The sequence below is a fragment of the Dactylosporangium sp. NPDC050688 genome (genome assembly GCF_040654515.1).
Taxonomy (GTDB): domain Bacteria; phylum Actinomycetota; class Actinomycetes; order Mycobacteriales; family Micromonosporaceae; genus Dactylosporangium.
Map to the genome: position 1 here is coordinate 1 of NZ_JBFAIC010000060.1, position 21531 is coordinate 21531.

General features: G+C 74.4%; 18 protein-coding genes and 1 pseudogene. 7 read left to right on the forward strand and 12 right to left on the reverse strand.

The genetic code is table 11. From position 1 onward, the window contains the following. A pseudogene (locus AB0H83_RS39130) lies at window positions 1-626 on the reverse strand (histidine kinase); the annotation flags it as partial. Between the two features lie 2 nt (window positions 627-628). Between AB0H83_RS39130 and AB0H83_RS39135 the strand changes: the two are divergent. After that, entirely contained in the window at window positions 629-943 is a 315-nt protein-coding gene (locus AB0H83_RS39135) for a hypothetical protein (RefSeq protein ID WP_360104450.1), read from the forward strand. A gap of 109 nt (window positions 944-1052) precedes the next feature. Here AB0H83_RS39135 and AB0H83_RS39140 read toward each other — a convergent pair whose 3' ends face one another. The 6 genes from AB0H83_RS39140 to AB0H83_RS39165 form a co-directional block, all read right to left on the reverse strand. Further along, window positions 1053-1871 (reverse strand): IclR family transcriptional regulator C-terminal domain-containing protein, encoded by an 819-nt coding sequence (locus AB0H83_RS39140; RefSeq protein ID WP_360104453.1) that lies wholly within the window; start codon window positions 1869-1871, stop codon window positions 1053-1055. A gap of 100 nt (window positions 1872-1971) precedes the next feature. Continuing rightward, entirely contained in the window at window positions 1972-2931 is a 960-nt protein-coding gene (locus tag AB0H83_RS39145) for a zinc-binding alcohol dehydrogenase family protein (protein WP_360104456.1), read from the reverse strand. Then, window positions 2931-3293, reverse strand: a complete 363-nt coding sequence (locus AB0H83_RS39150; protein ID WP_360104459.1) for a hypothetical protein — start codon at window positions 3291-3293, stop codon at window positions 2931-2933. Before AB0H83_RS39150 ends, AB0H83_RS39145 begins: the two co-directional genes overlap by 1 nt. A gap of 85 nt (window positions 3294-3378) precedes the next feature. Next, window positions 3379-4242, reverse strand: a complete 864-nt coding sequence (locus tag AB0H83_RS39155) for an extradiol ring-cleavage dioxygenase (RefSeq protein ID WP_360104462.1) — start codon at window positions 4240-4242, stop codon at window positions 3379-3381. Between the two features lie 13 nt (window positions 4243-4255). Then, entirely contained in the window at window positions 4256-5047 is a 792-nt protein-coding gene (locus AB0H83_RS39160; RefSeq protein ID WP_360104465.1) for a citryl-CoA lyase, read from the reverse strand. After that, window positions 5032-6174, reverse strand: a complete 1143-nt coding sequence (locus tag AB0H83_RS39165; RefSeq protein WP_360104468.1) for a CoA transferase — start codon at window positions 6172-6174, stop codon at window positions 5032-5034. The genes AB0H83_RS39160 and AB0H83_RS39165 overlap by 16 nt, the downstream gene beginning before the upstream one ends. Before the next feature lie 243 nt (window positions 6175-6417). Between AB0H83_RS39165 and AB0H83_RS39170 the strand changes: the two genes are divergently transcribed. Together AB0H83_RS39170 and AB0H83_RS39175 are read left to right on the forward strand one after the other, a co-directional pair. After that, window positions 6418-7866 carry an amidohydrolase family protein gene (locus AB0H83_RS39170; protein ID WP_360104471.1) on the forward strand — a complete coding sequence of 483 codons (1449 nt, stop codon included), beginning with the start codon at window positions 6418-6420 and terminating at the stop codon, window positions 7864-7866. Window positions 7867-7971: 105 nt separating this feature from the next. After that, a complete protein-coding gene (locus AB0H83_RS39175) occupies window positions 7972-8472 on the forward strand; it encodes a hypothetical protein (RefSeq protein WP_360104474.1) in 501 nt (166 codons plus the stop codon). A 64-nt stretch (window positions 8473-8536) separates the two neighbouring features. On the opposite strand, the gene AB0H83_RS39180 is transcribed toward AB0H83_RS39175, so the two are convergent. From AB0H83_RS39180 to AB0H83_RS39190, 3 genes are all read right to left on the reverse strand, one after another. After that, window positions 8537-10255 carry a sodium:proton antiporter gene (locus AB0H83_RS39180; RefSeq protein WP_360104477.1) on the reverse strand — a complete coding sequence of 573 codons (1719 nt, stop codon included), beginning with the start codon at window positions 10253-10255 and terminating at the stop codon, window positions 8537-8539. A 99-nt stretch (window positions 10256-10354) separates the two neighbouring features. Next, window positions 10355-10990, reverse strand: coding sequence for an HNH endonuclease family protein (locus AB0H83_RS39185; protein ID WP_360104479.1), 636 nt, complete (start codon window positions 10988-10990; stop codon window positions 10355-10357). A 244-nt stretch (window positions 10991-11234) separates the two neighbouring features. Then, the gene (locus AB0H83_RS39190) at window positions 11235-14528 is read right to left on the reverse strand and encodes a BTAD domain-containing putative transcriptional regulator (protein ID WP_360104482.1); all 3294 of its coding nucleotides are present in this window, start codon (window positions 14526-14528) and stop codon (window positions 11235-11237) included. A gap of 188 nt (window positions 14529-14716) precedes the next feature. Here AB0H83_RS39190 and AB0H83_RS39195 point away from each other — a divergent pair, with 188 nt between their 5' ends. After that, window positions 14717-15238, forward strand: a complete 522-nt coding sequence (locus tag AB0H83_RS39195; RefSeq protein WP_360104485.1) for an RICIN domain-containing protein — start codon at window positions 14717-14719, stop codon at window positions 15236-15238. Between the two features lie 59 nt (window positions 15239-15297). Here AB0H83_RS39195 and AB0H83_RS39200 read toward each other — a convergent pair whose 3' ends face one another. Continuing rightward, the gene (locus tag AB0H83_RS39200; protein WP_360104488.1) at window positions 15298-15777 is read right to left on the reverse strand and encodes a hypothetical protein; all 480 of its coding nucleotides are present in this window, start codon (window positions 15775-15777) and stop codon (window positions 15298-15300) included. Window positions 15778-15860: 83 nt separating this feature from the next. On the opposite strand from AB0H83_RS39200, the gene AB0H83_RS39205 reads away from it, so the two are divergent. From AB0H83_RS39205 to AB0H83_RS39215, 3 genes are all read left to right on the forward strand, one after another. Then, window positions 15861-16718, forward strand: a complete 858-nt coding sequence (locus AB0H83_RS39205; protein ID WP_360104491.1) for an endonuclease/exonuclease/phosphatase family protein — start codon at window positions 15861-15863, stop codon at window positions 16716-16718. Window positions 16719-16781: 63 nt separating this feature from the next. After that, on the forward strand, window positions 16782-17528 hold the full coding sequence (locus AB0H83_RS39210) for a sulfite exporter TauE/SafE family protein (RefSeq protein ID WP_360104494.1): 747 nt from the start codon (window positions 16782-16784) through the stop codon (window positions 17526-17528). 83 nt (window positions 17529-17611) lie between these two features. Further along, window positions 17612-18742 (forward strand): MFS transporter, encoded by a 1131-nt coding sequence (locus AB0H83_RS39215; RefSeq protein WP_360104640.1) that lies wholly within the window; start codon window positions 17612-17614, stop codon window positions 18740-18742. Window positions 18743-18803: 61 nt separating this feature from the next. Here AB0H83_RS39215 and AB0H83_RS39220 read toward each other — a convergent pair whose 3' ends face one another. Then, on the reverse strand, window positions 18804-21491 hold the full coding sequence (locus tag AB0H83_RS39220; RefSeq protein WP_360104497.1) for an acyltransferase family protein: 2688 nt from the start codon (window positions 21489-21491) through the stop codon (window positions 18804-18806). Window positions 21492-21531 lie beyond the last annotated feature (40 nt).

The window sequence follows — 21531 nt, forward strand, 5'->3', positions numbered from 1 at the left end:
TCGGCGAGCCAGAGCAGGGCCAGTTCGCGCAGGGCGGTGAGGTTGCCGACCCGGAAGTAGTTGCCGAGCGCCGCGTCGACCTTCTCCGGCCGGTACACGTTGCCGTGCGCCATCCGCCGGCGCAGGGCTTCGGGGGTCATGTCGACGAGCTCGATCTGCTCGGCGCGGCGCACCTCGGCGTCGGGGACGGTCTCGCGTTGCGGCACGCCGGTGATCTGCTCCACGACGTCGTTGAGCGACTCGAGGTGCTGGATGTTGACGGTGGTGAGCACGGTGATGCCGGCGTCGAGCAGCGCCTCGACGTCCTGCCAGCGTTTGGTGTGGCGGGAGCCGGGGACGTTGGTGTGGGCGAGCTCGTCCACGACGACGACCTCGGGCCGGCGGGCCAGGACCGCGTCGAGGTCCATCTCGGTGAACTCGGCACCCCGGTGCCGCAGGGTGGCGCGGGGCAGCACCTCGAGGCCGGACAGCATCGCCTCGGTGAGCGGCCGCCCGTAGGTCTCCACGACGCCGACGACGACGTCGGTGCCGCGGTGCCGCCGCCGGTGCGCTTCTTCCAGCATCCGGTAGGTCTTGCCGACGCCCGGTGCGGCGCCGAGGTAGACCCGCAGTTGTCCGCGCGCCATCGTTGCACCGTACTTCCTCCGCCGCCGGGCGGGCCGCGAACCACCCACCGCCGCCACGCCCTTCGCGGGTCTGCCGCGCCGACGACATTCTGACCGGCCGCGTCAACCTGGACGGCTACCCGTTCCGCTACATCGTCCTGGGCCCCGCGGTGTCGGTCTCGAAGATGGTGGGCGCCGCGTTCAACCGCGCCGCCGGGGAGAACACGATGTTCGACGAGGTGCTGTCCGCGGTCGAGCTGCTGGAGACCCGCGGCTGGGAGCTGGTCAGCATGGACCAGGGCTTCGTCGCCTGCCTGCGCCGGGTCGCCGTGCGCTGACCGCGCCGCGCAGCGGCGCGGCGGGCGGCGGGCGTGTGCAGCAGGCGGCAGGCACCGCTCGCCGCTCACCGGAGCGCATCGCTCGCCGGGGCGCCGCTCGCAGGCTGGGTCAGCGGCGGGCGGCGGCCGCTGGGGCGTCGGCCTGGGGGCGGGACTGCCACAGGGCCCAGTCGGAGCTGATCGCGCCCGCGGCGCGCTGCAGGTGCGGCAGGTGCCGGTCGACGAGGGTCTTCGTGCTGGTCTCCGCGGAGTTGACAGTGACGTTCATGGCGGCGCGGACCTCGCCGCGGCCGTCGCGGATCGGCACGGCCACGGACCGGATGCCGGGCGCGAGCTCGTTGTCGGCGAGGGCCCAGCCGCGGGCGTTCACCTCCCGCAGCATCGCGTCGATCGTCGCCCGGCTGTGCCGCACCCACGGCTCGATGCCCGAGCGGCTGGGCGTGGCGAGGACCGCGTCGAGCTCCTCCGGCGGCAGCGCGGCGAGCAGGACCTTGCCCTGGGAGGTGACCGTGGCCGGGAACCGGGTGCCGATCTGCACCCGCAGCGCGATAATCTTCGGTACGGCGACCCGGGCCAGGTAGACCACGTCCGAGCCGTCCAGCTGGGTGATCGACGACGACTCGCCGGTCGCCGCGACGAGCTGCTCCATGTGCGGGCGGGCCATGTCCCACAGCGACAGCGCGCCGACGTATGCCATGCCCAGCTCCAGCACGCGCGGGGTGAGCTCGTGCCCGCCGGAGGCGGTCCGCACGTAGCCGAGCTCCTCCAGGGTGAGCAGGATCCGCCGGGCCGTGGGGCGGGCCAGGCCGGTGGCGGCGGCGACCTCCGCGAGGGTCATGCGCGGGCGGTCGGCGTGAAACGCCCGGATCACGTCCAGCCCGCGGGCCAGGGCCTCGATGAAGTCCGGTCCTTCTCCGCGCTGTGCCATCGCCGCCTCAACTGTCGTGGTTGCTCCGCCCCGCGAGCCTAGCCCGCGCGGCGACCGGTCATGGGACGACCACCGTGCCCTTGGGACGCACACCGGCCGGTCATGGGACGACCACCATGCGCGTGGGCGCACGGCCGGCCGCCTGGGCCGCCCAGGCGGCGCCGACGTCGTCCAGGGGCACCGGCTCGTGGTCGACGACGAGCCGGCCGGCGCTCGCGTGGCCGGCCAGATACTGCATGGTGGCGGCCCGCTCCTCGGTGCTGAGCTCGACGTTGGTGTAGCCGAGCACCCGCAGTGAGCCGCTGCGCAGCGTCGCGGAGTCCAGGGGCGCGACCTCGCCGGCGGCGCTGCCGAGGTTGACCAGGCGGCCGCCGCCGCGCAGGGTGCGCAGCGCGGCCGCGGCCGGGATCCCGAACAGCGGGTCGAGCACCAGGTCCACGGGCCCGTCGGTGGCCTCCTGCAGCCGCCGGGCGAGCGCCGGCACGTCGTCGGTGTCGTGCAGCGCGACGACGGCGTCGGCGCCGAGCCGGGTGGCGCGTTCCCGGGCCGCGGCAGACCGGCAGGCGGCGACGACCCGCCGGGCGCCGGCGATGCGGGCCAGCTGGATCGCCGCCTGCCCGACCACACCGCCGCCGCCGAGGATCAGGACCTGCTCGCCGGGCAGCAGCTCGCCGCGCCAGGTCAGAGCCTGCCAGGCGGCGACGGCGGACAGCCCGAGGGCCGCGACGAGCCGGTGGTCGGCGCCGGCGGGCAGCCGGACCACCGTGTCCGCGGGCACGGTGGCCAGCTCGGCCATGCTGCCGTCGCCGGCGCGCATGCCGGCGTCGGTCGGGAACCACACGGCCGTGCCGTCGGGCAGGGTGCCGACGCCCTGCACGCCGGGGACGTACGGCACGGCGGGCGCGCCGAAGTACGACGTGCCGGACGCGCACAGCACGTCCAGCGGGGTGATGGGCGCGGCGGTCACCGTGACCGTGACGGTGCCGTCCCCGGGCGGCGGCGCCGGTCGCTGCACGACGACCGGCGGCTGCCCGCACGTAATGATCGTGGCGGCGCGCATCAGGTCGCGATGTCCGGGTACGGCAGGTCGAAGTGGGCGAGCCGGGCACCGTACTGCTTCTGGTACGCGAGGGGCTCGTCGTGGTCGCGCTCGAACATCGCGATGAACAGCGTCAGCGTGAGGAACGGGTGCGCGCCGAGGGCGAACAGCGCGACGTGGTCGTGCCCGGCGAGGGCGGCCCGCTCCTCGTCGGTGAAGCGCTGCCAGGTGCCCGCCTCGCCGCTGTGGCAGTTGAGCAGCGCGTTGGCGAGGTTCGCCTCCCACCACCGTACGGTGCCGGCGGGATCCTCGCGGTAGCGCTCGACCAGCTCCGGGTCGCGGTCCACCGTGTACAGAAACTTGTCCAGCAGATATTTGCTCATGCCGTCTCCTCCGCTGCGCTCCGGCGCCAGCCTGAGCTCCACCCTGAGCCGCTGATTCGCAGCCGTCCGCTCCGCTGCGGGCCGCTCATGCCGGCGCTCCTTGGGGGTACCAGGTGAAGTAGGCCTCCATCGTGTGGAACAGGTCGTAGGTGTCGACGTAGTCGGCCTTCCGGCCGTCCCCGGCGACGCCCATCATGAGCATGAAGTCCATGAACCCGTGGGTGGCGTTGCCCGGCGCGTGCAGGCTGTCCAGGGTCACCTCGGCCAGGCAGCCGTCGAGGTCGCCGTCGGCGATCCACTGCACGGCCCGGCGGTCGAACTCCGGGTCGGGGCCGTGCGGGCCGAACTGCCGGGGCCCGCCGAGCTCCAGCGACAGGTGCCCGGTGCCGACGACGGCGACGCGCAGGTCGCTCGGCCACGACTCGACCAGCTGCCGGATGGTGCGGCCCAGCTGCACGAAGCGTTTCGGCTGCGGCAGCGGCGGGGCGAAGATGTTGGTGTAGATCGGCACGATCGGCAGGTCCGCCTCGGGGCGCAGCGTGATGATCGGGCAGGTGATGCTGTGGTCGATCCGCAGCTCGTTGCTGAAGGCCAGGTCGAAGCCGGCGTCGAGACCCTCGCGCAGCACGTGCGCCGACAGGTCCTCCTGGCCGCGCAGGGTCATGCGCGGCAGGCCGAACTCGCGCTCCTCGTTGTACCAGTTGGCGTCGTAGAAAGGCGCCTTGCCGACGAGGAACTGCGGCATGTTGTCCAGCCACAGCTGGTGGAAGTGGTCGGAGCCGACCATGACCAGCACGTCGGGCCGGGCGCGGGTCAGCGTCTCGCGGAACGCGGTGACCTTGCGCACCCACTCGTCGGCGAACGGCGGGCGGTCCTCGCCGGTGGCGGTGCTGGCCTTGTAGTAGAACGGATGATGCGTCGAGGCGACGACCGCGACGACCTGAGCCATGACGCGGGTCCTTTCACTCGGTGGGGGTGACGTAGCGGGCGTTGCGGTCCACGGTGCGGTAGATCTCCAGGCCGAGGCCGGTGCGGCGCTCCTCGGCGAGGTGGCCCAGCAGGCCGGCGGCGCGGGCCAGCAGGGCGAAGCCGCGCAGCAGCTCCACCGGCAGGCCGAGGTCGGCCAGGGCGGCCCCGCAGACCCCGGCGCCGTTGAGCGGCAGCGTACGGCCCAGGATCGCGGGATGGGCGCGGCCGATCGCCTCGAACAGCCGCAGGTGCGGCCCGCGCAGGCCCTCCTCCTCGGCGATGCGGATCAGCACCGGGGTGCGCGGGTCCTGGACCTTGTGCACGGGGTGGCCGAGGCCGGGCAGCAACCGGCCGGCGGCGCGGCGGGCGGTGATCGCGGCGGCGGCGACCGCGTCCCAGCCGGCGTCGTCGGCGGGCAGCTCGGTCAGGCCGGCGAGGACCTCGTGCAGGAACACGCCGCAGTCCTCGGTGACGCCGAGGAACCGGGAGCCGCCGCCGAGCAGCCCGGCGGCGAGGGCGCCCTGCAGCGCCTCGGGGGCGCTGGCGTAGGTGAGCCGGGCCGCGATCGCGGTGGGGGTGAAGCCGTGGTCGGCGAGGGCGACCAGGACCGCCTCGAACACCCTGGTCTCCCCCGGCGTCGGGCGGCGGCCCGCGACGAGCCAGTAGGCGAGCTCGCCGAAGCCGACCCGGCCCATGAGGTCCTCGGCGAGGTCCTGGCCGAGCAGCGTGATGTGCTCGGCGTCGGAGGTGCCGACGGAGGTGGGGAAGCTCAGTTCTTCAGCCATTGCCGGATCTCCTCGCCGTGCTCGTCCAGGCCGGGCGGCGGCAGCTCGTATCGCGGCGGGGTCGCCGAGAAGGTGATCGGGTTGCGGATGCCGGGGACGGCGCCGGCGTGCACGACCGGGTCGAGGCCGAGCGACTCGGCCATGGCGACGCCGCCGTCGATGGTGTTGATCGGCGCGCACGGCACGCCGGCGGCGAGCAGCTCGGCGAACCACTCGTCCTTGCCCTTGGCCCGCAGCCGGTCGACCAGCAGCGGGCGCAGCGCCTCCCGGTGCGCGGTGCGGTCCTGGTTGCGCTGGAAGCGGGGGTCGTCGAGGAGCTCCTCGCAGCCCAGGACCGCGCACAGCTTGCGGAACTGCCCGTCGTTGCCGGCGATGACGATGAGGTCACCGTCGGCGGTGGGCAGCGGCTCGTACGGGAACAGGCTCGGATGCGCGTTGCCCATGCGGAACGGCACGGTCCCGCCGGCGACGTAGCCGCTGCTGTGGTTGACCAGGCCGGACAGGGCGGAGGACAGCAGGTTGACCTCGACGTGCTGGCCGGCGCCGGTCGCGGTGCGGTGGTGCAGCGCGGCGAGGATGCCGATGCTCGCGTGCATGCCGGCCATCACGTCGAACACCGAGATGCCGGCCCGGAACGGCGGGCCGTCCGGGTCGCCGGTGAGGCTCATCAGCCCGGAGATCGCCTGCACCATCAGGTCGTAGCCGGGCAGGTCCGCCCCGGCGCCTGCGCCGAAGCCGCTGATCGAGGCGTAGACGACGGCCGGGTTGACGGCCGCGACCGAGGTGTAGTCGAGACCGAAGCGGCGCAGGCCGCCGGGGCGGAAGTTCTCGATCATGACGTCGGCGCGGGCGGCGAGGGTCTGCGCCGCGGCGAGGTCCTCGGCGTCGCGCAGGTCCAGCGCGATCGAGCGCTTGTTGCGGTTGATGCCCAGGTAGTAGGTGGACACGCCGTCGCGGGTCGGTGGCATCCAGGTGCGGGTGTCGTCGCCGGCCGGCCCCTCGACCTTGATCACCTCGGCGCCGAGGTCCGCGAGGAGCATCGTGGCATAGGGCCCGGCGAGGATCCGGGAGAAGTCTGCGATCAGCAGACCGCTGAGCGGACCCCGCGACCGGTCCGGTGGTGCCATGACATCCTCCTTGCATGCCGTCCGCGCAGCGGACAGTTGTCCGTCGCATCAGTCTCAAACTCGCCCGCCCCGGTGTCAACCACCCACGGACCCGGCACGCTTCCCGCCGGTAAACCTCGTGCAATGGGACAAGGATGCCTTGACATGGCTCGTGAGGCGGCTCACACTTTCGCCACTCGTTCCTGTGACCGCTGGACGGACGAGTGTCCGGAGGCGATCCGTACTCGACAGGAGTTGACAGCGATGGACGCACAGCCGGTGCTGTTGCGCAACGGACTGGTGCTCACGATGGACGACGCGCACACGGTGCTGCCGGGCGCCGACGTCCTCATCGTCGGCGAGCGCATCGCCGAGGTCGGCGTCGGCCTCACCGCCCCGCCGGGCGCCGTCGAGATCGACGCCACGGGCGGCATCGTCATGCCCGGCATGATCGACACGCACCGGCACCTGTGGCAGACCGCGATGCGCGGCTACGGTGCCGACTGGACCCTCACCCAGTACTTCGTCTGGTACTACCTGGAGTCCGGCCGGCACTTCCGCCCCGAGGACATCTACGCCGGCAACGTGCTGGGCGCCCTGGAGGCGCTCGACGCCGGCGTCACCACCACCGTCGACTGGTCGCACGGCCTGCAGACCCCGCAGCACGCCGACGCCGCGGTCGACGCCCTGGAGTCCGTGCCCGGCCGGTTCGTCCTGGCCTACGGCAACATCCAGCAGGGCCCGTGGGAGTGGGCGACCAGCCCCGGGTTCCGTGACTTCGTGCGCCGCCGCATCACGGGCAGCGACCTGCTGGGCTTCCAGATGGCGTTCGACGTCACCGGCGATCCCACGTTCCCGGAGCGCGCCGCGTTCGAGGTGGCCCGCGAGCTGGGCGTGGCCGTCACCACGCACGCCGGGGTCTGGGGCGCCACCAACGACGACGGCATCCGCCTCATGCACGAGCACGGGTTCATGACCCCGTCGACCATTTACGTGCACGCCGCGACGCTGACGCACGACTCGTACCACCGCATCGCCGCGACCGGGGGCTCCGTGTCGGTGTCCACGGAGAGCGAGCAGAGCGCGGGGCAGGGCTACCCGCCCACCTGGCAACTGCGCGACCACGGCATCCCGGTGTCGCTGTCGATGGACACCAGCGTCTGGTGGAGCGGCGACCTGTTCTCCGCGATGCGCGCCACCCTCGGCGCCGACCGCTCCCGCGAGCACCTGCAGGCGCACGAACGGGCCGAGACCGTCACCCACGTGCACCTGCGCGCCGAGCAGGTGGTGGACTGGGCGACCCGCGGCGGCAGCCGGGCCCTCGGCCTCGACGGCGTGGTCGGCAGCCTCCAGCCCGGCCGCAAGGCCGACGTGGTGCTGCTGAAGAACGACGACTCGCCGGTGATGTTCCCGATCCTCAACCCGTACGGCCACGTCGCGTTCCAGGCGCAGCGCGGCGACGTGCACACCGTGCTGGTGAACGGCCGCATCGTCAAGCGCGACCACCGGCTCGTCGGCGCCGACCTCGCCAAGGCCCGCGCCGACGTCGAGCGCACCGTCGAGTACCTGATCGCCACGATGGGCGAGGACGCGTGGCGCAAGGGCATGAACCCCGACATCCCCGCCACGAAGGTGCTCGACAACCCGTACACCTACACCGAGTGGGACGCCGGCTCCGCACAGTGGAAGCACACCCCACCACCGGCGGGCTGACCGGACGGGCGGCGGCGCTGGCACGATCCGGGGATTCGACCGATCACCGGCGTGCCTAACGTTCTTCTCAGCGGTACACCACGACTTCCCTGAGGGCGGAGAACCATGAGCGAGTACGACGGCGGCGAGCTCGACCCCGGCTACACCGGCGACGAGCAGCCCGACACGTACGGTGGCGGCGGCGCCGAGTACGGCCAGTACGAGACGGGTCAGGAGCACCAGTCCCTCGACCAGCTGCACCAGGTCAACGCCAGCGAGTCCGACTACGACAACCAGTTCAACGTCTACGAGCAGGACCACGCCGCGGCCGAGTCCACCTCGTTCGACCAGGGCCGCCACGTCGAGTTCACCGGCGCGGACGGCTCGCACTACGAGGAGTCGAACTTCACGTCGTACGACCACTCGGCCGTCGAGACGGACCACGTCTTCGCCGCCGAGGGCAGCGAGTCCTCGCACCAGGCCGAGGTCTCCACGCTCGACGCGCTGCAGGAGCGGATCGAGTCCGCGTTCACCTCGGTCACCGAGGCGGTCACGGGCGGCGGCTCGGGCGGCGGCCCCGGCGAGGTCGAGGGCGGCAACTCCGGGCTCGGTGTGGCCTCCAACTGACGGTTCAACGCGACGGCCGCTCCCGGATGCCCGGGGGCGGCCGCCGTGCCGTCACCGGCCCCCCTCAGTGCACCTCGGCGGGGTCGAGGCTGGAGACCTCGTTGTCGAGCAGGTGCTGGACGTGGCCGAGGGCGCGCGAGGTGTACGTGCCGGACTCCCGCGCGTCCAGCAGCGCGGCATGCGCCGACTCGAGCAGCAGCCGGTGCAGCTCACGCCGCTGGTGCGCGACGCTGGACTCGGCGGGGTCGTGCGGCTGCGTGAGGGCCTCGCCGAGCGCGGCGTTCTCCCGGCGGGCGGCCTCGAGGACCTCCGGGTCGAACGGCAGCCCGTTGGACTGCCGCAGGTCCGGGTTGTCCAGCATGTCCTCGCCCTCGGTGGTGATCTCGCCGATCAGCCGGGCCAGCTCGCGCCGGTCGGCCTCGGCGTCGGTGCCGGCGATGCGCAGCCGGCGGATCAGCACCGGCAGCGTCGCGCCCTGCCCGAGCAGCGTGACGATCGCCACAGTGAACGCGATGAGGATCAGCTGCGCTCGGTGCGGGACGCTCTGCGGCAGCGACTGGGCCGCGGCCAGCGTGACCACGCCGCGCATCCCGGCCCAGGCGAGCGCAGCGCCGCCGCGCCAGCCGAGGCCCTCCGTGGTCAGGTACGCGTCGTCGGCCTGGCGCCGGCGCACCAGTGAGGCCAGCCAGCTCGCCCGCGCCGCCGACCCCGGCGACTCGTGCTGCCGCTCGGCCAGCCGCGCGAGCATGCCCTGCAGCCGGTCCCGGCGTTCGAGGGCGCGCCGCTGGTCACGGCGTACCAGGGCGATGAGCGGCACGATGAAGAGCACCCGCAGCAGCACCAGCGCGGCGGTCACCATCAGCCCGATGAGCACGGTGCGGCTGACGGAGTCCTCGCCGGCATGCACGTCATTGACGATCGTGACGATCTGGTACCCCATGAGCAGGAACACCCCGTTGTCCAGCAGCAGCTGGATGGTGCGCCAGTTGGTGCGCTCGCTGATGCGGTCCTGCGCGGTGAAGTGCCGCGCGCTCTGATGCCCCGTGACCAGGCCGGCCACGACGACGGCGAGCACCCCGGAGGCGTGGATCTCCTCGGCCGGCACGAACGCCAGGAACGGCACCACGAATGAGATCGCCGTGGTCAGCACGGGCTCGTTGAGCTTCGCCCGGATCCACACGGTGAGCAGCCCGGCGGCGAGGCCGATGACGAGCCCCGCGACGACCGCGAACGCGAAGTCGCCGACCACGTCCCACAGCGACACCACGCCGGCCGTCGCGGCGACCGCCGAGCGCAGCATGACCAGGGCGGTGGCGTCGTTGATGAGCCCTTCGCCCTCCAGCACGATCACCAGCCGCGGCGGCAGCCCGAGCCGCTTGCCGATCGAGATCGCCGCGACCGCGTCCGGCGGGCTCACCACCGCGCCGAGCGCGATCGCCGCGGCCAGCCCGAGGTCCGGGATCAGCCAGTGCAGCAGGAACCCGACGGCCAGCGCCGAGATGATGACGAGCAGCACCGACAGGCCGCCGATCGCCTTCACGTTGCGCCGGAAGTCGGTGGCGTGCACGTTGACCGCGGCCGAGTACAGGATCGGCGGCAGGACCACCGTGAGGATCAGGTGCGGGTCGACGTGCAGGTTCGGGATGAAGGGCACATAGCTGGCCCCGACCCCGACGACGACCAGTGCGATGGGCACGGCGACGCCGACCCGGGGCGCCACCTTGGAGACCGCGACGATGGTGAGGACTGCGGCGATTGCGAGCAGACCATGCTGGAGGTGCATGCCACAGTGTGTCGTACGCTCCCGAACGACCCGCGACCGGGTCGCGGTCCGCGCCCCGGCGGCGGCGTCCTGCCACGGTGCCGCCGCCCGGGCCTGCGGTCAGGACGCGCAGGTGTTGAGCATCGTCTGCAGCGCCGACTTCTCCGCCGACTGCAGCTTCAGCGCCCAGTAGTGCTTCACGGCGATCCACATCTTGGCGTACGTGCACCGGTACGATGACAGCGAAGGCTGCCACGTCGACGGGTCCTGGTCGCCCTTGGACTGGTTGACGTTGTCGGTGACGGCGATCAGCTGCGGGCGGGTCAGGTCGTTGGCGAAGCTCTGCCGCTTGGCGGTCGTCCACGAGCTGGCCCCGGAGCGCCACGCCTCGGCGAGCGGCACCACGTGGTCGATGTCCACGTCGGCGGCCGCGGTCCAGGTGGCACCGTCGTACGGGGAGTACCAGCGGCCCGAGGTGGCGGCGCACGAGGAGTTGGTGACCACCGACGTGCCGTCGCGCTTGAGGACGGTCTCGCGGGTGTTGCAGGCGCCGCTGATGGTGATCCAGTGCGGGAACAGGTCGCGGGAGTACCCGCTGGTGGAGCCCTCGGTGGCCACGGTCAGCGCGGTGAGCCAGCTCTGCGCCGTCGCCTTCGAGGGGATCCCGGGCGGGGTGGCCGGCGCGGGGGCGCCGAGCACGAGCGCGGCGAGCACACCCGCCAGCAGCGCGGCGAGCAAACGAGACGGTCGGGTCATTGCCGCTCCGATCAGACGTCCGATGCGGCACCGGTACCGGGACCGCCGCCGACAATATCGACGATCACCAGTGTCATGCGCGATGGTCACGGCGTGAACATCCCGTGGACGTCCTACGACGCAAGGGATGCAGCCGCCGTCACCGACCGTTCACGTCCGAACGGCCCGGGGCGCCGGCGGGCCAGGACGCGGGAGCGGCGGGCCAGGACGCGGGAGCGCCGGGTCAGGACGCGGGAGCGGCGGGTCAGGACGCGCGGGAGTGGCGGGCGGCACCGTCGAGCGCGGGCTCCGGCTGGTCCGGTGGGGGCAGGCCGAGCGCGCGGTAGCCGTCCAGGGCCTCCCGCCGGCACCGGGCGGCGCTGACCGCGTCGCCGAGCGCGGCGTGCGCGGCGCCGAGCCCGTCGAGGGCCTGCGCGGCGCGGTCCGGCTCGCCGAGCTCGCGGGCGACGAGCAGGGCCCGCCGGTGCGCGGCGGCGGCCTCGGCGGGCCGGTCGGGGCGCAGCGCCCGGCCGATGCCGTTGAGCGCCTCGGCCTCCAGGCGCCGCTCGCTGATGTCGGCGGCGATGGCGAGCGCCCGCCGGTGCTCCCGCAGCGCGTCGGCGGCCCGGCCGGCGAGCAGGTGCGCGTCGCCGAGCGCGATGCGGGCCTCGGCCTCGCCGAGCCGGTCGGCGACGCCCTCGAACATCCGCAGCGCCCGCCGCAGCCGCGCCACCGCGGCGCGGTCCTGGCCGCACTCGGCGTCGGTGCGGCCGAGCCCGGCGATCGCGACCGCCTCGGCGGTGACGTCGCCGACGTCGTGCAGGATGCGCCGGGCCCGCTCGTGGCAGTCGCGGGCCTGCTCGTGCCGCCGGTGCCGCTGGTGCACCTCGGCGAGGTCGAGCAGGTTGCGGCCCTGCCCGACCCGGTCGCCGAGGTCGGCGTACATCGCGCCGGCCAGCTCGTAGCAGCGCACGGCGAGCCGGGGCCGCCCGCGCAGCCAGTGGATGCGGCCGATGTTGCTCAGCTCGCGGGCCTCGCCGGTGCGGTGCCCGGCGGCCCGCAACGCGCGCAGCGCCTCGCGTTTGTGGGCGAGCGCGGCGTCGTACCGGCCGAGCTGGAACTCGTTGGAGCCGATGCAGCCGAGCGCCTTCGCCGCGCCGACGGGGTCGCCGAGCCGCTCGTACAGCCGCATCGCCCGCTGCAGGTCGGTGATCGACTCCTGGTAGCGCTCGTCGCGGCCCCGGGCGGTGCCCAGCTCGAACAGCGCGGTGGCCTGCGCGGCGAGGTCGTCGCGGGCGGTGGCGAGGTCGAGTAGGTGCCGGTTCACGGCGAGGCTGTCCGCGACGTGGTACCCGACCCGCAGGAACCGCTGCACGGCCCGGCCGAGCGCGACGGCGGTGCCCACCGTGGCGCCGGTGGCGGCGAGCACGGCAGCGACGAGGTTCGGCCGCTCCAGGTCCAGCCACGCCCTGGCCTTCGACACGGCGGCCGGGTCGGCAGGGCCCGCGCCGAACACGGCCGACGACGCAGCCACGGTCCCCGTCAGGTAGTGGGTGTACAGCTCGGCGAGCGCCGCGTCGCGCTCCCCCGCCGCCAGGTCCGCGGCGGCGCGTTCGCGGGCGTAGTCGCGCAGCAGGTCGTGCATCGTCCACCGGCCACCGGCGACGCGGTCGACGAGGTGGGCGCGTTCGAGGACCTCCATCAACCGCACCGCGGCGCCGGTCTCATGGCACGGCGCGGCGCCGGTCTCGTGGCGCGGCACGGCGCGCGTCCCATGGCACGCCGCGGCGCCGGCCCCCTCGCGCGACGCAGTGCCGGCCCTCTCGCGCGCCGCAGCGCCGGCCCCCTCGCGCGGCGCAGCGCCGGCCCCCTCGCGCGGCGCAGCGCCGGCCCCCTCGCGCGGCGCGGCGAGGGCCGCGGCGGCCTCGGCGCCGATCTCCCGGCCCGGGTGCAGGCCGAGCAGCCAGAACAGCCGGGCCGCGGCGGCCGGCAGGTGCCGCTCCGACCAGGAGAACACGGCCCGGACCGCGCTGTCGTCCTCGCCGGTGTCGAGCAGGTCGAGGCGGCCGCGCACGCCTGCGAGCTCGGCGGACAGCTCGGCCAGCGGCGTGCCGGGCCGCCCGGCGGCGAGCTCGGCGGCGATCCGGACGGCGAGGGGCAGCCGGGCGCACTGCTCGGCGAGGGTGGCCGCGGCGTCCGGCTCCAGGCCGGCCCGCTCCCCGGCGAGCCGGGTCAGCAGCGTCACCGCGTCCTCGGGCGGCAGCACGTCCAGCCGGATGCGCTGCGCGCCGTCGCGGGCCACCAGGCCGGCCAGCGCGTCGCGGCTGGTCACCAATACGGCGCAGCCGGCGGTACCGGGCAGCAGCGGCCTGACCTGGGCGGCGCTGAGAGCGTTGTCGAGGACCACCAGGATCCGCCGCCCGGCGGTCAGGCTGCGCCACCGCGTGGAGCGGCCCGGCAGGTCCGGGGGCAGGTCGGCGGGGGCGACGCCGAGCGAGCGGAGCATCGCGCCGAGCGCCGCCTCGGGGGCGAGGGGCTCGTCGCGGTGCGCGCCGCGCAGGTCGACGTGCAGCTGCCCGTCGGGGAACAGCTCCGCCGCCTGGTGCGCCCACTGCAGCGCCAGCGACGTCTTGCCGACCCCGCCGGTGCCGCACAGCACGGCGACGGGCAGCGTGGCCGGCGCGTCCCGCGGGGTCAGCACGGCGCCCAGCGCGGCCAGCTCCGCGGACCGCCCGGTGAAGGCGGGCACCGCCGGTGGCAGCTCCCGCGGTACCGGCGCCGCCGCCCGCACCTCGACCGCCTGCAGCGGAGGGTCCAGCGCCGGCTCCTGCCGCAGGATCCGGGCGTGCAGGTCCCGCACGGCGGGCCCAGGCTCGATGCCGAGCTCCTCGCCGAGCCGCTGCCGCAGCCGCTGGTACGCCTCGAGCGCGTCCGCCTGGCGCCCGCTGCGGTACAGGGCGAGCATGTGCTGCCCGTGCACCTGCTCGTCGAACGGCTGCCGCCGCCCCTGCTCCGCCAGCTCCGCGACGAGGTGGGCGTGCTCGCCGAGCGCGAGCCGCGCCTCGACCAGGGCGTGCGCCGCCTCGGCCCGCAGCATCGTGAGCCGCTCCGCCTGCCGCTCCAGCCACGGCAGCTCGGCCACGTCAGCGAGCGGCTGCCCCCGCCACAGCGCGAGGGCGGCCCGCAGCGCACCGGCGGCCTGCCGCGCGCCGGCCGCCCCCGCCGGTCCGCCGCCGGCGGTGCGGGCGTCGCGGATCAGCCGTTCGGCGAGCTGGACGTCGGTTTCGGTGCCGTCGAGGGCGTACCCGGGCGGCCGCGCGACGATCGCGTCCCTGCGGCCGAGCACGCCCCGCAGGTGCGAGACGTGACTCTGCAAGGTGTTCGCCGCGGTCGCCGGCGGCCGGCCGGCCCAGACCACGTCGACGAGGTGCTCGACGCTCACCACCCGGCCGGCGGACAGCCCGAGCACGGCGAGGACCGCCTTGCGCCGCAGCCCCGACACCGGCCGGACGGCGTCGCCGTCGGCCACGTCGACCGGCCCGAGCATCCTCACCCGCACCCGCTGCACGGTATCCAGGCCGGGGTGCCGGGCGGGACCTCTGCGTCGGACCTCCGACTGTTCCGGCCTGGTTTCCGCTTGGCTCCGCCGCGTTTCAGCGGCGCTTCAGCGGCGTTCCAGCGACGGCCCGCACGGTCCTCGGTGCACCGCCAGATCGGCGGCGCCGTCAGTTGAAGGTGGTTTTCACGTTGATCGCATTCGTCCGCCGCGCCCTGGTCGCGCTGGTCCTCGGCGCCGGCCTGGCCGTCGCCCCGGTCGCCGCCGCACACGCCGCCGAGCCGCCGGTGTGGAGCTCCTGGGACGTGGCACACAGCGGCCAGTGCATGGACGTACCGAACTGGGGCACCAACAACAAGCTGCAGCTGCAGCAGTCGCCGTGCAACGGCTCCACCGCGCAGCTGTTCAACCTCGAACCGGTCGGCAACGAGGGCTTCTACCTGATCCGCAACTACAACAGCGGCAAGTGCCTCGACGTCCGCGATCGCAGCAAGTCCAACAACGCCGCCGTCCAGCAGTACACCTGCCATGGCGACACCAACCAGTGGTGGTTCAAGATCGAGATCCTCACGGTCCCCGGCTACTACCACTTCGTCAACCGCAACAGCTGGAAGTGCCTGACGGTCCGCGACGGCAGCATCCTCGCCCTCGCCAAGCTCGTCCAGTACGACTGCAACCCCGGCAACGTGACCACCCACCAGGCGTGGCGCTGACGTCGACACCCCCGGTGCCCGGCCCGCCTGCACGCGAGCCGGGCACCGGACCGTCCATCTCAGTCCTCGTGCGGCCAGATGCGTTCCAGCCCGCCCGCGGTGGCGTGGAACAGGTACGGCCGCAGCGCAGCGGACTCCCTCAGCGTGCGGCACAGCGCCGCCGGGTCGGCGGCCGCAGCGGCCAGGAAGGGTTGGGTGCCGAGCAGGCGGCGCAGGTCGGACATCGGCCACGCGGTGCCGAGCAGGGTCCGGATCCGGGCCAGCGTCGCCACGGCGTCCGGAGGGATCCGGTCGACCCAGACGTCGCCGGTCGACGGCAGGTCCCACGGCGCGGTCCGGCCGTGATGGCGGCAGCCGAGCAGGTGTACGGCCGGCGCGACCGCCCGGGCGAGCCACCACGACATGTCAATCATGGTCGTGTACAGGTCGGGAGAGGCGACGGCGGGCGCCGGGCCGCAGGCGGCGACCGTCAGCACGTCGTCGGGCAGCCCGGACGCCGCGAGGGGGCCGTCCCAGTAGCCGATGTGCCGCAGCACCATCCCGCACCCCCTGCGTCGGAGGCGGACACGCTACCAGGCAGCGGCACGTTTACCGGCGTCGCTGCCGGAGCAGTGGGCTGGGCATGGACCCCATCGAGCGGCGCGGGCACCTGCGTGTCATGACGGTCAACCTGCTCTCGCCGGAGCACGCGGACTGGCGGCGGCGCCGGCCGGTGCTGCGCGACGGGTTCGCCCGGCTGCGCCCCGACCTCGTCGCCCTGCAGGAGACCGTCTGGGGCGACGGCTACGACCAGGCCGCGGACCTGCTCGGCGACGGGTACCACGTCGCCCGGCACTCCGGGCGCTCCGCCGACGGCGTCGGCGCGGTCCTGGCCAGCCGCTGGCCGCTCGGCACCGTCCGCGAGGTCGACCTGCACGTCACGGCCCGGGTCACGCTGCCGTGGGCGGCGGCCGTCGTCGCCGAGGTCGCCGCGCCGCCGCCGGTCGGGCCGATGCTGTTCGTGCACCACAAGCCCACGTACGAGATCGGCCACGCCCTCGAACGGGAGCTGCAGGCGGTGCGCTGCGCCCGCTTCGTCGAGGACCTGCTCGACGGCCGGGACCTGCACGTCGTGCTCGCCGGGGACCTCGACGACCAGCCGGACTCCGCGAGCGTGCGGTTCTGGACCGGGCTGCAGTCCCTGCACGGCACGAGTGTCGCGTACCGCGACGCGTGGGCGGCCGCGCACCCCGGCGAGCCCGGCCACACGTTCACGCCGGCGAACCCGCTCGTGCGGGCCGGGGAGATGTCCCTTGAGCTGGGCCGCCGCATCGACCACGTGATGGTGCGCTGCGGCGTGCACGGCCCGACCCTGGACGTCGCCGGCTGCGAGCTCGCGTTCGACGCGCCGGTGGGCGGGGTGTGGCCCAGCGACCACTTCGGCGTCGTCGCCGACCTCGCCGTCCCCGACCACCCGCCGGGGTCCTGGCGGTCGATGTGACGAATCCGTGCCGCGGCGGCCCCGGCGCCGGGGTGCACCGTGGCCGCAAGGAGACTCGGCGTCGTGACGTGGTGGATGTACGTGGTGCTGCCCCTCGCCGGGCTCGGCGCCGGACTGATCGGCAGCGTCGCCGGGCTGGCGTCGCTCATCAGCTACCCGGTGCTGCTGGCGCTGGGGCTGCCGCCCGTGACCGCGAACGTCACCAACAGCGTGTCGCTGGTGTTCAGCAGCGCCGGGGCGGTCGCCGGGTCCCGCCCGGAGCTGACCGGGCAGGGCCCGCGGCTGCGCTGGCTGGCGCTCGCCGCGGTCGCCGGCGGCGCCACCGGCAGCGCGCTGCTGCTGCTCTCACCGGCCGAGACGTTCGAGGTCGTGGTCCCGTGGCTGATCGCCGGCGCGTCCCTGGCGATCCTGCTGCCGCGGCGCCCCGCGGACGCCGAACGGCACCGCCACCACGGGTGGCTCCTCGCGGGCGGGGTCGCGCTCGTCGGCGTGTACGGCGGCTACTTCGGCGCCGCGGCCGGCATCGTGCTGCTCGCGCTGCTGCTGGCGATGACCCCGGACACGTTCGCCCAGGGCAGCGCCGCGAAGAACGTCCTGCTCGGCGTCGCCAACGCGGTCGCCGCGTGCGCGTTCGCACTGTTCGGGCCGGTGCACTGGCTGGCCGTGCTGCCGCTGGGCGTGGGCCTGTTCGCCGGCGGCCGGCTCGGCCCCGTCGTCATCCGCCGCAGCCCGCCGGCCGCGCTGCGCGGCGTCATCGCCGCCCTGGGCCTCGGCCTCGCCGTGCACCTCGGCTGGCAGGCGTACCGCTGAAGAACGCGACCAGCTACCGCACGCTGCTGCGCACGCCCGGCGCGGCGGCGTTCTTCGGACCGGCCGCCGCCGCCCGGGTCGGGATCGCCATGACCAGCCTCAGCATCGTGTGGCTGGTCCGCTCCGCGACCGGCTCCTACGCCACCGCCGGCCTCGTCACCGGGGCGTTCGCCGTCGCCGACGCCCTCGCCGGCCCGCAGGCCGGGCGCCTCATCGACCGGTACGGCCAGAACCGCGTCCTGCCGCCCGCCGTCCTCGCGCACGCCGCCGCCGTGGCCACCCTCGTGCTGAGCGCCGTACACGACGCGCCGGGCTGGCTGCTGGCCGTCGCCGGTGCGCTGGTCGGCGCCACTCTCCCGCAGCTCAGCGCGGTCGCCCTGGCCCGCTGGTCGGCGCTGCTGGACGGTCCCCGCCGTCCCGCGCTGCCCGCCGCGTACGCCCTGGAATCGCTGAGCAACAGCGTCGCGTACCTCATCGGCCCGGCCCTGGTGAGCACCATCGCGGCAGCCGGCCGGCCGGTCCTGGGCACCCTCGGCGCCGCCACGCTCACCGTCGCCGGCGGCGGGGTCCTCGCCCTGCAACGGCGCACCGCACCGGCGGTCGCCGCGCGCGACGACCACCGCCCGCACCACCGCCGTGCCCTGCTGCGCCCCGGCTTCCTGCTCCTCGTCGGCGTCAACACCAGCATCGGCGCCTTCTTCGGCACGATGGCGATCGCCGTGACCGCCTTCGCCGTCGAGCGCCACCGCCCCGGCCTGGCCGCGGTGCTGTTCGCCGCCTCCAACGGCACCGGCCTGCTCAGCGTCCTCCTGTACGGCCTGCGCCCCTGGCGCCCGCACCCCCGCCGCCAGCTCGCCGCCGCGGGCACGGTGCTCGGCCTGGGCAGCCTGCCCCTGCTCGCCGCAGCCTCCCTCCCCGCCGTCACCGCCGGCGTCCTGCTGACCGCGGTCGCCGTGCCGGTCGTCCTCGTCCTCGCCTCGGTCCTCGCCGAAACGGTCGTCACCCGCGGCGTCCTGACTGAGGCGTTCGCCTGGCTCGGCTCGGCCAGCGCCGCGGGCTCCGCCCTGGCGGCCACGATCGCGGGCGTTGCGGTCGACAGCCGTGGCGCCCAGGGCGGGCTGACGGTGGCGGTGGCGGCCGCGTGTGCCACCGCGGCCTGCGCCATCTCTGGCACCCGGCCGTACTGGCGATGGAGCTCATCCCCGTCCAGATGACCGCGAGACAGCCTGATAGCGCTGGCAGGCGAGGGCGCAGCGTTCCTCGGGTGTGAGTTGCCTATGGGGCGTAGGGGGCGTTGCCGGGTGCTGACCACCGCTTGTGCCGGGGCGCCGTTGACCGGGGCAGCGGAACGTCTTGGGTCGGCGTTCCCACCGGCGGCGGGGTCGTGCGGAACGGCGCAGGAGTGTCGTCGGCCGGCGCGGGGGCGTCGTCGGTCCATGTGAGGACGTCGGTCCAGGTGAGGGCGTCGTCGGTCCAGGTGGGGGTGTCGTCGGTCGATGCGTGGGCTGGAGCGGCGTGGCGTGGGGCTGGGACGCCGGGGGACGGCACGGTTGGCCGGTGGAGCCTGGTGTGGTCGGTGTGGGCCGATGGTGGGATGGCGTGGCGCGGGGCGGCGTGGCGTGGGAAGGCGACGCTGTGGGTCGACGTCGGTGGGGTGTCGGCGGGGCCGAGGGCGGTGCCGGTCGATGTGAAGATGTCGTCGACCGGTGCGGGCGCGGCGTGGGCCGGGGCGGCGTGCCGAGGAGCGGGCACGCCGAGGGCTGGGTCGGACAACGGGTCGGGCAACGCGGCGTGGGCCGGCGGCCGGGCGGCGTAAAGCGGGGCAGGATCAGCGTGAACCGGCGGCCGGGCGGCGTGGAGCGGGGCGGCGTGACGAGGAGTGGGCACCACCGGCGGCGGCTCCGCGGCGGCGTAGGCCGGATCGGCAGCCGCGTGGGCCGGTTCTTCGACAGCTGCGTGGGCCGGTTCGGGAGCAGCGTGTGCCGGGACAGGAGCAGCGTGTGCTGTTGCGGGAGCTGCGTGACGAGGAGTGGGCATCATGGGGGGCAGCTCCGGGGCTGGGTGGGCTGATTCGGGGACGGCGTGAGCCGTGGCAGGAGCGGCGTGACGAGGAGCGGGCACCACCGGCGGCGGTTCCGCAGCCGCGTGGGTCGGTTCCGGAGCGGCGCGCGGCGGCGCGGGAGCGACGTGGCGTGGCGCAGGGATGGGGTGGGCGGGCACCGGAGCCGGATGGGCCGCATCGGCGTCCTGGGCTACGGGTGTGGCAGCGGCATCGGCCGGCGCGGGAGGGGCCTCGGCGGCATGACGTGGGGTGGGCACAGGGGGAAGCGGGTCGAAGTCGAAATCGAAGTCGCTGAGCGGACCGGCGCCACCCAAAAGACCGGCGCCGTCCAGGGAACCGGCGCCGTCCAGGAACGCAGCGCTGCTAACGGAACCAACGCCGTCAAGGAAGCCGGCGCCGTCCAGGGAACCAGCGCCGTCCAGGGAACCAGCGCCGTCCAGGGAACCAGCGCCGTCCAGGGAACCAGCGCCGTCCAGGGACGCAGCGCTGCTAAGGGAACCAACGCCGTCGAGGAAACCGGCGCGGTCAAAGGAACCAGCGCCGTCAAGAGCATCAGCGCCGTCAAGAGCACCAGCGCCGTTCAACGAATCAGCGCCGGGCAGGGGGGCGTAACCGTCGTCGAGCAGGCTGGGAACGTCGTGCTGCGGGGCGGATGTGTGGCGCGGCTGGGTGGGGACGGTGACGGTGGGCTGAGCGCCGGAAGCTCCGGGGGCCCCGAGCAGCGGCAACAGCAGCGTCGGCAGGTCGAACAGCGACGAATGGCGGGGCATCCGGACGGCGCCGACGAACCGTGGCGCCGGGGCGGCCGTCAGGGCCAGCCTGTGCCGGCCCGCCGGCGCCGCCGGGGCCGGAGCGCTCCGGCGGAGGAAGCGGAGGGCGGGGACTTCGACGCCGTGGTAGACGGTCATCGCGGCGATCACGCTGAACCAGAACACCGAGACCGTCGCCACGAGGGCCTGCAGGACGCCGGCGCGGTGCGGCAGGAGGCCGTACCGGTCGAAGGCGGCGATGACGAGGAAGTGCACCAGGTAGAAGGCGAAGGACAGCTGGCCCAGGTACACGGTCAGCGGGCGGGACCACAGGGTACGAGTGCCGCGCAGGTCGGCCTGGGCGGCGGCGGCGACGATCAGCGTGACCGGGATGAGCGTGACGGCGTGCTCGTTGACCGGGTACGGGGTGAACAGCCCCGCGACCGACGCCGGTGGCAGCAGCGCCAGGGACCAGCGCAGGCCGGGGCCGCGCCACGCGCCGCGGCGCACCAGCAGGGCCACGGCGATGCCCAGGGTGAACTCGGCCATGCGGACCGGGGGCAGGACGTAGCCGACCCAGGCGGCGGTCGCGGGCGGGGTGCGCACGAGGATCACCGCGAGCAGCGCCACGCACTCGACCATCATGACCGCGATCGCCCACAGCCCGGCGGAGCCGAGGCGGCGCATGCCGGCCAGGAGCAGCGGGAAGCACAGGTAGAAGAACACCTCGCAGGACAGCGACCAGCTGACCAGGTTGAGCCCGGTGTACACCTCGGGCCGGGGCAGCCAGCTCTGCGTCAGGGTCAGGTGGGTGCCCAGTTGCAGCGGTCCGGCGCTGCCGATGATGAGGACCGCGGCGAGGGTGGTGACGAGCGTGGGCGGGTACACCTTGCTGAAGCGGCGCCAATAGAAGGCGCCGACGCGGTCGCCGGGCCGGGCCGACCAGGTGAGCACGAAGCCGGAGAGGACGAAGAAGAACGACACGCCGAGGCCGCCGCTGTGCGTGAAGACGGCCCAGAGCGCCGAGCGCACGGGTTTCGCCGCGACGAGCTGCGGATTGTAGTACTGCTCCAGCATATGCTGGCCGAACACGATGAGCGCGGCCGCCCAGCGCAGTCCGGTGAGCGACGGAAGGCGGCTGTCACGGTCCACTCCCGTTGTCTAACGGTCCGCGCGGACGTGCACGGGCGGT